This window comes from Nonomuraea deserti, from assembly GCF_004348685.1.
In the GTDB taxonomy this organism is placed as follows: Bacteria; Actinomycetota; Actinomycetes; order Streptosporangiales; family Streptosporangiaceae; genus Nonomuraea; species Nonomuraea deserti.
The window spans coordinates 1-8,520 of sequence record NZ_SMKO01000295.1 but is presented as its reverse complement, the minus strand read 5'-3'; the positions used below and the strand labels follow the sequence as shown (position 1 = coordinate 8,520).

11 protein-coding genes are annotated in these 8,520 nt (G+C 70.9%); 4 read left to right on the top strand and 7 right to left on the bottom strand.

What is annotated here, in order from left to right; genetic code table 11:
• Positions 1 to 132: 132 nt before the first annotated feature.
• From E1292_RS55340 to E1292_RS48025, 3 genes are all read right to left on the bottom strand, one after another.
• Complete coding sequence (locus tag E1292_RS55340; RefSeq protein ID WP_281284160.1) at positions 133 to 255, bottom strand: hypothetical protein; 123 nt, start codon at positions 253 to 255, stop codon at positions 133 to 135.
• Positions 256 to 344: 89 nt separating this feature from the next.
• On the bottom strand, positions 345 to 620 hold the full coding sequence (locus E1292_RS52030; RefSeq protein ID WP_165975140.1) for a hypothetical protein: 276 nt from the start codon (positions 618 to 620) through the stop codon (positions 345 to 347).
• A gap of 199 nt (positions 621 to 819) precedes the next feature.
• Positions 820 to 1,851 (bottom strand): Rv2578c family radical SAM protein, encoded by a 1,032-nt coding sequence (locus E1292_RS48025; protein WP_132606482.1) that lies wholly within the window; start codon positions 1,849 to 1,851, stop codon positions 820 to 822.
• A 134-nt stretch (positions 1,852 to 1,985) separates the two neighbouring features.
• Here E1292_RS48025 and E1292_RS48020 point away from each other — a divergent pair, with 134 nt between their 5' ends.
• The 4 genes from E1292_RS48020 to E1292_RS48005 all read left to right on the top strand — a co-directional run bounded on the left by E1292_RS48020 (position 1,986) and on the right by E1292_RS48005 (position 5,063).
• On the top strand, positions 1,986 to 2,267 hold the full coding sequence (locus E1292_RS48020) for a DUF3040 domain-containing protein (RefSeq protein ID WP_132606481.1): 282 nt from the start codon (positions 1,986 to 1,988) through the stop codon (positions 2,265 to 2,267).
• A gap of 171 nt (positions 2,268 to 2,438) precedes the next feature.
• The gene (locus tag E1292_RS48015; protein WP_132606480.1) at positions 2,439 to 3,164 is read left to right on the top strand and encodes a TetR/AcrR family transcriptional regulator; all 726 of its coding nucleotides are present in this window, start codon (positions 2,439 to 2,441) and stop codon (positions 3,162 to 3,164) included.
• 59 nt (positions 3,165 to 3,223) lie between these two features.
• The gene (locus E1292_RS48010; protein WP_132606479.1) at positions 3,224 to 3,868 is read left to right on the top strand and encodes a PadR family transcriptional regulator; all 645 of its coding nucleotides are present in this window, start codon (positions 3,224 to 3,226) and stop codon (positions 3,866 to 3,868) included.
• 307 nt (positions 3,869 to 4,175) lie between these two features.
• Positions 4,176 to 5,063, top strand: a complete 888-nt coding sequence (locus tag E1292_RS48005) for an alpha/beta fold hydrolase (RefSeq protein ID WP_132606478.1) — start codon at positions 4,176 to 4,178, stop codon at positions 5,061 to 5,063.
• Here E1292_RS48005 and E1292_RS48000 read toward each other — a convergent pair.
• The 4 genes from E1292_RS48000 to E1292_RS47985 form a co-directional block, all read right to left on the bottom strand.
• Positions 5,050 to 6,624: a penicillin-binding transpeptidase domain-containing protein gene (locus tag E1292_RS48000; protein ID WP_246090943.1), complete on the bottom strand. Its 1,575-nt coding sequence runs from the start codon at positions 6,622 to 6,624 to the stop codon at positions 5,050 to 5,052. The two genes, E1292_RS48005 and E1292_RS48000, sit on opposite strands and share 14 nt — an antisense overlap.
• A gap of 65 nt (positions 6,625 to 6,689) precedes the next feature.
• Positions 6,690 to 7,352 (bottom strand): lysophospholipid acyltransferase family protein, encoded by a 663-nt coding sequence (locus E1292_RS47995; protein WP_246090941.1) that lies wholly within the window; start codon positions 7,350 to 7,352, stop codon positions 6,690 to 6,692.
• A 253-nt stretch (positions 7,353 to 7,605) separates the two neighbouring features.
• Positions 7,606 to 8,202 (bottom strand): NUDIX hydrolase, encoded by a 597-nt coding sequence (locus E1292_RS47990; RefSeq protein WP_132606476.1) that lies wholly within the window; start codon positions 8,200 to 8,202, stop codon positions 7,606 to 7,608.
• Positions 8,203 to 8,273: 71 nt separating this feature from the next.
• On the bottom strand, positions 8,274 to 8,520 hold a 247-nt coding region (locus E1292_RS47985), incomplete at its 5' end, for a hypothetical protein (RefSeq protein WP_220447426.1).

The window sequence follows — 8,520 nt, the reverse complement described above, 5'->3', positions numbered from 1 at the left end:
GTCCCGGCCCTGCTGTCCCGGCCCTGTGGCTTTCGATCGACGGGACAGCCGAGGCGTTATTCCCTCGGCTGTCCGGTCAAGGTGTCCGGCCTGGCGAGCGGGTGCCCCTGACCGCCCGCCGTCCGGCCAGGGTCACCCCTCGTCCGGGGCCTTCCTGGTCTCCTTCTTCGTCTCCTTGGCCTGCCTGCTCGTCTTGATGGCCTGCTTCTTCGACTTGCCGGTCTTGGCCGCGGGTTTCTTCTTCGTGTCAGCCATGGGAATCCCCCCGTGTACGGACGTGGTGCACCCCTATTGGTGCACCACGTGCGTTAATACCCAACTAACGAAGAAATCCGACATACCGCCTATCGGATGGGACGGTCGCCCGGCGGCTCCGACCACCACACGCCCTCGCCGCGCGTCAGACCGGGCAGCCGCTGCTCGGCCCGGTGCACCGCGACCGCCGGGATCTGCCCCGCCAGCACCCACGTGTCGTCCTGCCTTCGGGCGTCGCGCAGCACGCCGCCCAGCACTGCCAGCTTCCCGGTGACCCCGCCGAACGACTCCAGCGGCACCTCCGCCTCGAAGCGGTGGCACGGCTCGTACACCGTCGTGCCCGCCAGGCGCAGCGCCTCCGACAACACGATCGGGGTACGGCCGCGGAAGTCGGTCGGCCCGCAGGGAGAGCGCGCCCATCTGGGACCGTCCGGGCGCTGACCGCGGCGGCCCTCCGCCCCGCGCGCACGCCGCCTCCCCTTCACCCGGCCGGCGGCGCTCCGGCCCGGCCGGCGCCCTGGCCCTGGACGGCGACCACGACGGTGTGCAAGGTGTGGGCGCTGATCACAGGAGGCGGAGCTGCTCGGGCTCGGCCGGGCCGGCTGGGCGGCGGGGCGGGACGCGGCGGGCCATGGCAGGGGTGGCGCGGCCGACGCCGTGGCGCTCGGCCAGCTCCTTGACCAGCCCGGTCACGCGCGCCTGGTAGGTCTTGGGCGCGTACGCACCTCTGCCGTAGAGCTCCAGATAGCGCGGCACCAGCCGGGGGTGCTCGCGCGAGAGCCACCCCAGCCACCACTCGCGCGCCCCCGGCCGCAGGTGCAGCACGATGGGCGCGATGTGGGTGGCGCCCGATTCGGCGATCTCCTTGACCGTGCGCTCCAGCTGGGCGGGGGAGTCGGTGAGGTAGGGCAGGATCGGCGCCATCAGCACGCCGCAGGCGATGCCGTTGTCGTTGAGAGTGGCGCACGTCTCCAGCCGTCGCCGCGGGTGGGGCGTGCCCGCCTCGACCGCCCGCCACATCCCGGCGTCGACGAAGCCGACCGAGATGTTGGCACTCACGTCGGTCACGCCGGCGGCCTCGGTCAGAAGGTCGAGGTCGCGCAGGATGAGCGTGCCCTTGGTGAGGATGGAGAACGGGTTGGCGGCGTCGCGCAGCGCGGCCAGGATGCCGCGCATCAACCGGTAGCGGCCCTCGGCCCGCTGGTAGCAGTCGACGTTGGTGCCCATCGCGATGTGGTGACCGCCCCACCGGGGTGCGGCCAGCTCCTTGCGGGCCAGCTCGGCGGCGTTGACCTTGACCACGATCTTCGAGTCGAAGTCCGCTCCGGCGTCCATGTCCAGATATTCGTGCGTCTTTCGGGCGAAGCAGTAGACGCAGCGATGGCTGCAGCCACGGTAGGGGTTGATCGTGTACTCGAACGGCACCCGGCTGGCCCCCGGCACCTTGTTGATGATGGACCGAGCCCGGATCTCGTAGAAGGTCATCCCCCTGAACTCGGGCGTGTCGAACGTGCGGGTGACCGCGCCGCGGGCGAACAGCGGCACGGCCGGATCGTCCTGGCCGGGCGCGGCCAGGCGCAGGTTGTCCCAGCGCATCCCATGATTAGAACAAGGATTCGAGCGTGATCGCAAATGAAAAGAGGTGGCAATTACCTGGTCGGGCGGGGGCTAATGATCTTCATGGTTGGGCAGAAACACGCCTGAAGAGCTTGCGTTCGGGAGGTGCACCCATGGCCTGGTCGCAGGACGAGGAGCGGATGCTGGCGGAGATCGAGCAGCACCTCGTCGACGACGACCCGCGACTCGTGGCTCGGCTCGAGTCGTTCAACGAGCGGGTCCGTCGCAGCGAGGCGAAGACCCGGCGGCCGCCGGGCGCCACGCGCAGACCACGCCGCTCGACCGTGATCATTCTGATCAGCTGGCTGCTCATCGCGACCCTCATCGCCACCCTCCTGATCATGGTGCTCCGCCTCGACGCCGCCGCCGCTCTCGCCCTGACCACGGCCTTCTGAATCACGGCTTGCCGCACGCCTCCCGACCGCGCGAAGCCGTAGACGATCGTTGCGCATGGACGGCTGGGCCTCCACGCATGAGCCTTAATGGCAAGAGGCTTCCTTACTGCCATTAGGGAACCATAGATGCCCTAGGATGTCACCGTTCGACGTCCCTGAGGAGGGTGGACTATGGCCGCGCAGGGTCCGAGCAGGCGTGACAGGGTCAGGCAGGCGACGCTGGCGGAGATCCGCGCGGTCGCGCGCAAGCTGCTGATCGAGCAGGGTCCGGCCGCCGTGACGATCAACGCCGTGGCCAGGGAGATGGGGATGAGCGGGCCGGCGCTCTACCACTACTTCGCCGGGCACGACGAGCTGGTCGGCGCGGTGACCGCCGACTTCTTCCGCGAGCTCACGGCGGTGGTGGAGGCGGCGCGCGACTCCTGCCCGCCGGACGAGCACGGCCGCCGGCTGCTGGCGGCGTGCCGGGCGATGCGCGGCTGGGCGATCACGCATCAGGCGGAGTTCGGCTGGGTGTTCGCCAGCCCGAACACCGCCGAGAGGCGGCCCGACTCGCCGCGCGAGCTGGCCGGGCGCGATTTCGAGCAGGTCTTCCTGGAGGAGGTCGCCGAGCTGTGGAAGGCGCGCCCGTTCCCGGTGCCCGCGCCGGGGGAGCTGCATCCGTCCATCGCGGAGCAGTTGCGCGTGTACGCGGACTCGTCCGGGGTGGACATGCCGGTGGAGGCCGTGCACGTCTTCCTGACGTGCTGGATCAGGCTGTACGGCCTGCTCTGCATGGAGGTGCTCAACCAGCTGAGCTTCGCCTACTCCGACCTGGAACCGGTCTTCGAGGAATGTCTGCGGGAGATGATCCCCAAGCTCGGCCTCGACTACGACGAGGCGACTTCGTCACGGTGACCGTCTGTACGACCGATACTCGTACGCGTATATTCGTAGACGAGTAGGAGGTGGGCGGGATGGCGAAGCGGCGGCGGGTCGGAAACCTGATGGCGCTCGCCGTGCTGACCGCGGTCGTCCACCGGCCGATGCACCCCTACGAGATGGCCTCGGTGCTGCGGGCGCGCGGCAAGGACCAGGACATGCCGATCAAATGGGGTTCCCTCTACACCGTGGTCCGCAACCTGGAGAAACACGGCCTCCTGGAGGTCGTGGAAAGCGGGCGGCAAGGCGCCAGGCCGGAGCGCACCGTCTACCGCGTCACCGACGCCGGCCGCCAGGAGGCCGACGACTGGACCCGCGAGCTGCTGTCGGCCCCCGAGCGGGAGCCGTCGGCGTTCGAGGCCGGGCTGTCGGTGATGGGCGGTCTCGGCCCCGACGAGGTGGCGGAGCTGCTGCGGCAGCGGCTCGATGAGCTGCAACGCCAGATCGGCGACGACCGCCGGGCGCTGGATCATCAGCGTGGCGAGCTGCCCCGGCTCTTCCTCCTGGAGTCGGAGTACGCGCTGGCGATGCGGGAGGCCCAGGCCCGCTGGGTTAGCTCGCTGCTGGCGGAGCTCGGCGGAGGCAGGTTCCCCGGCCTGGAGGAGTGGCGCGCCTATCACCGGACGGGCCAGATGCCCCCCGACGTGGCGGACCTCGCCGAGAGGGGCCGCACCGACTGAACAACCCAGGCCGCGGCCACCGGAAGGCCGGCCGCACCACGTGACCCCCGGGAGCACTGGAGCGAACCCCGCGCCCTCCCAAGGAAACCCGGGCCACGCTGAGCGAGCCCCGGGACGCACCAAGGAAACCCGGGCCACGCCGAGTGAGCCCCGGCACGTACCAAGAAAAAACCGGCGGCGGTGTTGCAGCACCGCCGCCGGGAGACCTCGCACCGCAGATCCGCGAAGCGGACCCCGGCCACGAGATGGCACTCGCAACAATAGCCGGGCTCCCTTCACGGACCGAACCCACCAATGGGAGTCCAGCATGACGACCACCACCACCATGGGCGACGTGACGTCGAAGGACGGCACCACGATCGGCTACCACCGGCTCGGCCACGGCCCCGGCCTCGTTCTCCTGCACGGGACCATGCAGGTCGGCCGCAGCCAGATCGAGCTGGCCCAGGCGCTGTCGGACGACTTCACCTGCTACCTGCCCGACCGCCGGGGCCGCGGCATGAGCGGCCCGTACGGCCCCGCCTACGGCGTCGAGCGGGAGACCGAGGACCTCCACGCCCTGCTGGCGGCGACCGGCGCCCGCTACGCCGTCGGCATCAGCTCGGGCGCCATCATCGCGCTGCGCACCGCCCTCACCCCTTCGGCCCTCGACAAGATCGTGCTCTTCGAACCCCCGCTGGACATCGCCGGCTCCAACCCGACGGACTGGCTGCCCCGCTTCGACCGCGAGATCGCCGCGGGCGACACCACGGCGGCGCTGGTCACCGGCATGCGGGCCACCCGCATGGGCCCGCCGATCTTCATGATGATGCCCCGCGTCGTGCTGCAGTGGCTCACCGTCATGGCGCAGAAGGGGCAGGAGAAGGCCGGGGCGGACGGGGAGCCGACGTTCGACGAGCTCGCCCCGACGCTGCACTACGACGTCCAGGTGGTGGCCGAGACGGCCACGGCGGGCGATCCGGTGGCCTACCGGCCGGTGGACGCCGAGGTGCTGCTGCTCGGCGGCGCCAGAAGCCCGGCCTACCTGCGTACGGCGCTCGACGCGCTGGAGCGCGTGCTGCCGCGCGCCCGCCGGATGGAGATGGCGGGTCTCGGCCACAGCGCCACCTGCAACGCCGCCCGGCACGGGCGGCCGGACCGGGTGGCCGCCGAGATCCGCGAGTTCCTCACCTCAGACCGGCTCACAGGCCCTTGAGGAAGGTGGCCGCCACCGGGGCGGCCACCGACCCGCCGCCGCCACCGCCCTCCACGACCACCGCGAACGCCACGTCGTCCTTGAACCCGATGAACCAGGCGTGGCTGTCAAGCTTCTCCCCGGTGCCGTATTCGGCGGTGCCGGTCTTGCCGTGTGTGCCGGCGGGCAGCCCGGCCGCCTCGGCGGTGCCCTTGGTCACCACGGCCGACATCATCGTGTGCAGGGCGTCCTTGACCCCTTCGGGAAGTTTCTGCTCGGAGGCCTTCTGCTTCAGCTCGGGCACCAGCGTCGGCGGCCGCCACGTGCCGTCGGCGATGGCGGCGGCCACCGACGCCATCGACAGCGGGCTCGCGGTGATCCTGGCCTGCCCGAACGACTCCGCGGCCAGCTCGGCGTCGGACTCGGCCTTGGGGAAGCCGGCGTCGGTGGCCGGCACGCCGATGTTGAGCGGTTGGTTGAAGCCGACGGACTCGGCCGCCTCCAGCAGCTTGTCGGCGCCCAGCTCCCGCTGGGCCAGCGGCGCGAACGTGGTGTTGCACGAGTGGGCGAACGCGTCGAGGAACGACACCGACCCGAACTCCGCCTTGTCGGAGTTACGGATCTTCAGCCCGCCGACGGTGACGTATTGCGGGCACGTCACCTTCTCCTCCGCCGACATCCCGGCCGCCAGCAGCCCGATCGCGGTGACCGCCTTGAAGGTCGAGCCGGGCGGGTAGCGGCCGTCCAGCGCCCGGTTGAAGCCGCCCTTGTTGTTGACCACGGACAGGATCTCGCCGGTCGACGCCTTGATCGCGACCATCGACGCGGGCTTCTCGATGTCCTTGACCGCGTCGACCGCGGCGGCCTGCACCTTCGGGTCGAGCGTCGTGCGCAGGGGCTCGCCGTCCTTGCCCTCGATGGTCTCCAGGGTCTTGCCACCGAGCATGATCTCCGTGGACGGCGTGCCGGCCAGCTGCTTCTGGAACGTCCGCTGCAGCCCGTGGTGCCCGATGGTCTGCCCGGGTTCGTAGGCGGAGCCGAGCTTGGCGGCGTCTTTCTTGGAGGCCTTGTCGAGATAGCCGACGAGCTGCTGCACGGAACCGCCGACCGTGCCGGTGTCGATGCGCCCGCCCTCGGCGTCGGTGATCTCGGCGCGCTCGGGCCAGCGGGTCTTCACCTCGAACGACGCCCCGTCGGTCATCGACGGGTGCAGCGTGGTGGGCTTCCAGTCGACCTTCCAGGTGCGGTCGGCCACCTTGAGGTCGATCTCGCCCTCGTAGACCCAGGTGCCGATGTCCTTCAGCGTCAGGGAGGCGGTGTAGGGGGCGCTGGCCCGGTCGTCGCCCTCGGTGACCTGGCCCAGCCGGATCACGGTCGACTCCACCGCGAGCGCCTCGCGTTGCTGGTCGTACGCGGTGAACTGCTGCGGTGTCGCCAGCTCGGCCGCCATGGCGGCCTTGTCACCCGCCTGCCACGCCGCGGCGAAGCGCTGCGCCGTCTCGGCGGGCGTGCCCCTGGTGTGCAGCACGTAGTAGGCGCCGCCGCCCGCGGCCCCCACCGCGAGCACGGCGGCGACGGACACGATCGCGATCGTACGACCCCGCGCCACTGATCAGCCCCCTCGTCATTGACGCCGGACGGCCCGGCTCATGGTGTGCCGTTGGCGGCGGCCTTGAGGCTCGACGCGTAGGCCGGCACGTATTCCTGCCCTGACAGCTTCTGGATGGCCGCCATGATGTCATCGGTCACCCGGCGGCGGTCGCGTGCCTTCGTGTGGTCGCCGTCGAAGCGCATGGGCGCCCCGATGGCGATGCCGATCCGCGCGGGCCTCGGCACGCTGGCCCCGGGCGGCAGCACCTTCTCTGTGCCGCTGAGCGCCACGGGCAGCACGGGGGCGCCCGTCTTGAGCGTCAGCCAGGCCACGCCGACCTTGCCGCGGTAGAGGCGGCCGTCGGGGGAGCGGGTGCCCTCGGGGTGGATGCCGAACAGCTCGCCGCGCTGCAGCAGCGCGGCGGCCTCGCCGAGCATGACCTGGGCGGCGTGCGCGCTCTCGCGGTCGATCGGCAGGCTCCCGCCCAGCCGCATGAAGAACCCGGAGATCGGGTTGCCGTCGAAGTATTCGTTCTTGGCGGTGAACGTCACGTGCCGCGGCAGCAGCGCCGGCAGCAGGAACGAGTCGAGCACCGACAGGTGGTTGGCGGCCAGGATCGCGGGCCCGCTCCTCGGCACGTGGGCCGCACCGGTGACATGCGGCCGGCACATGGCGTGTGCCAGCGGCGCGGCGGCGAACTTGACCACTTCGTACAGCAACGAGCTCTCCTGCGATCATCGGGCGGTCGGCCACCCCACCATAAAGCAGGCGCCCCGCCGGTGGGCGGGACGCCTGGAAAAGCTGTTAAGGCCGATGTGGCGGTCGCCTCCTCGGCGAGATGCACAACACGGCTCCAGCCGAACGGTATTCCGTGAAGGCGGTAATTTGCGGCCCGGGGGACACAGACCACATCGGCCTTTCGATGCTAACGGACATCCGGCGACGCATATTCCATACGCCCCAAAGAATCGGTCACGTTCGCGTCCAATGTGGTTGCGCGACGTCGAAGACCCGCTGCTCACGGCCACGCAGCGCCACCTCCGCGAACTGCCACAAAATCGCCCCGGTCGGCGCGTGGATCACGATCGAGGGGCCCAGCGGCATCTGCAGCAGCTTCCCCTTCCAGCGCGGCACCCCCGGCGCCAGGAACCGCTCCAGCGGCACCGCGTGCACCGAGGCCACCTCGCGCGGGTCGGCCACCGGCTCCTGCCGGCCGCCGAACGCCACCACCGGCGTGATCACGAATCCCGAGTCGGTGACGAAGTCGTCGAGCAGCCCGGCCACCTCGACCCCGGTGACGCCGGTCTCCTCGGCCAGCTCGCGCAGCGCCGCGTCAACCGGCCGCTCGCCGTCGTCGAGCCGCCCGCCGGGCAGCGCCCACTGCCCGGGGTTGCGGCCGTGCGGCGCCCGCTTGATCAGGATCGTGTACGGGCGGCGCTCGGCGTCCTCCAGCACGCACACGGTGACGGCGGCCCTGCGCACCCCGCCGACCGGCGGCACCTGCCTGCGGTCGAAGGCGGCCAGATGGGCGATGATCTGCTCGCGCAGCACGTCAATGGGCGACAGCACGCCACCAGGATCTCACGGCGCGTGGGACGCGCGCGGGACCGCGACGACCTGGGCACCGGCGACGCGCGGCGTCAGGCGTACGTGCCGCTCACGACCAGGATGCCGAGCACGAAGCCCAGGATCATCCCCACTCCGGCGGCGACGGCGGCCCACTTGCCCAGAGGCTCGCCGCGCGTGTGGCCGACGATGCCCAGCACGATGCCGGCGAGGCCGAACAGGATCGGGATGAACAGCACGGCCACCGCGGCGCAGACGAACCCGATGATCGACAGCACCTGGTTGGCCGGCCGCGGCTGGTGGGGCGGCTGCGGGTAGGGG

Bases quoted from the DNA above. Each gene is read 5' to 3' on its own strand.
- E1292_RS48010 (WP_132606479.1), top strand. From the start codon at position 3,224: ATGGCGAAGCGGCGGCGGGTCGGAAACCTGATGGCGCTCGCCGTGCTG.
- E1292_RS48015 (WP_132606480.1), top strand. From the start codon at position 2,439: ATGGCCGCGCAGGGTCCGAGCAGGCGTGACAGGGTCAGGCAGGCGACG.
- E1292_RS48020 (WP_132606481.1), top strand. From the start codon at position 1,986: ATGGCCTGGTCGCAGGACGAGGAGCGGATGCTGGCGGAGATCGAGCAG.
- E1292_RS48025 (WP_132606482.1), bottom strand. From the start codon at position 1,851: ATGCGCTGGGACAACCTGCGCCTGGCCGCGCCCGGCCAGGACGATCCG.
- E1292_RS55340 (WP_281284160.1), bottom strand. From the start codon at position 255: ATGGCTGACACGAAGAAGAAACCCGCGGCCAAGACCGGCAAGTCGAAG.
- E1292_RS48005 (WP_132606478.1), top strand. From the start codon at position 4,176: ATGACGACCACCACCACCATGGGCGACGTGACGTCGAAGGACGGCACC.